The organism is Streptomyces sp. NPDC127092 (assembly GCF_042722475.1).
In the GTDB taxonomy this organism is placed as follows: Bacteria; Actinomycetota; Actinomycetes; order Streptomycetales; family Streptomycetaceae; genus Streptomyces.
In genome coordinates this window covers 1-1,306 of record NZ_JBHXFE010000270.1, presented here as the reverse complement: position 1 = coordinate 1,306, position 1,306 = coordinate 1, and the positions used below count along the sequence as shown (strand labels likewise).

At 76.9% G+C, this 1,306-nt stretch carries 1 protein-coding gene; it reads left to right on the top strand.

The window, feature by feature from the left end:
* Window positions 1-289: 289 nt before the first annotated feature.
* Window positions 290-1,306 (top strand): SWIM zinc finger family protein (locus tag ACFWJO_RS39585; RefSeq protein ID WP_386873123.1); only part of this gene is annotated, 1,017 nt, incomplete at its 3' end.

Here is a 1,306-nt window from a genome sequence, read left to right as displayed (position 1 = left end):
GCAGCTCGGGGATGAGGCGCCCGCCCACGTACCCGGTGGCACCGGTGACGAGGACGCGACGGCCCCGGCCGTCCGGCAGGGACAGGCCGAGGGGGGAGGTGTGGGACGCCGGCGTGGCACCGGCGGGGACGGGGGAGGGCTGTGTGGGTGCCATGGGCGCACTCTAGGGTCCGGGGCGGGTCGGGCTGAAGGTCTCAGGTGTGCGGGCCCGGGAACGGGGTGGTCGGCACGCCGCCGGGCCGGTGTCGGTCGGAGCGGGCCCGGCACGGTCCGTGAAAGACTGCTCGCTATGGCCACTGCAGATTCCGGAGACGTCCTGCCGCACCTGCGCACCGAGGCCATCCGCGCCGTCGTCGGGCCCACCAGTGCGGACCGCGGCTTCGCCGTGGCCGCGTCGGGTGCCGTGGGGCGCCTGCGCTATGACGCCGCGGCCCCGCAGGCGATGGCGATCGGCGACGACAGCGGGCCCAGCCCCTACCGGGTGCAGGTGCAGCTGCAGGAGGCCTACGACGACGCCGCCGAGGACGGCGCCGGCGCCCTCATGGAGCCGGTGGGCGGGCGCTGCACGTGCCCGGTCGGGACGGACTGCAAGCACGTGGCCGCCGCGCTCTACCAGGTGGTCCGCCTCGACGCCGACCAGGCCCTCGACGACGCCCGCCGCAAGCTCGCCGAGATGGTCACCACGGCGGACGCGCTGCCCGCGCCCGCCGGCCGGGGCCACGACGGCGGCGGCCCGGCCGGCCTCGACGCCCCGGCCGCGGACGGGGCGGCACCCCCACCCCCTGCCGGCCTGGACTGGCGACGGGTCATGGAGCCGCTGGCCGGACTCCACGGCCCGCGCCGGGTGGGCACGCCGCCCGCGCTGGCGATCGGCGTGGAGCTCGTGGCCGAGTCCTCCCGCAACGCGTTCCAGCAGTGGGGCCCGGCGACCGCCGGGGAGGAGCAGGTGCGCGAGGGCCGCCCGCTGTACGTGACCGTGCGCCCGCTCAAGCGCGGGGCCAAGGGGACGTGGATCAAGGGCGGGCTGACGTGGAAGGCGTTCCAGTTCCCGCGCGCCGAGTTCGCCCCCGCCCAGGAGCGGGCGATGCGCCTGATCTGGCGTCAGGTCCAGGCCGAGGACTCCTACCCGGGCGACGCCTGGTTCGGTCTGCACGTCTTCGACTCCCCGCGGATCTGGCAGCTGCTCGCGGAGGCCCGCGAGGTCGGGGTGGAGCTCGTGCCGCTGGGGCTGCTGACGGACGTGGTGCTGGAGGCGCCCGTCGCCGTCGGGCTGGACGTCACCGCCGCCCCCGACGGCGGTCTGGAC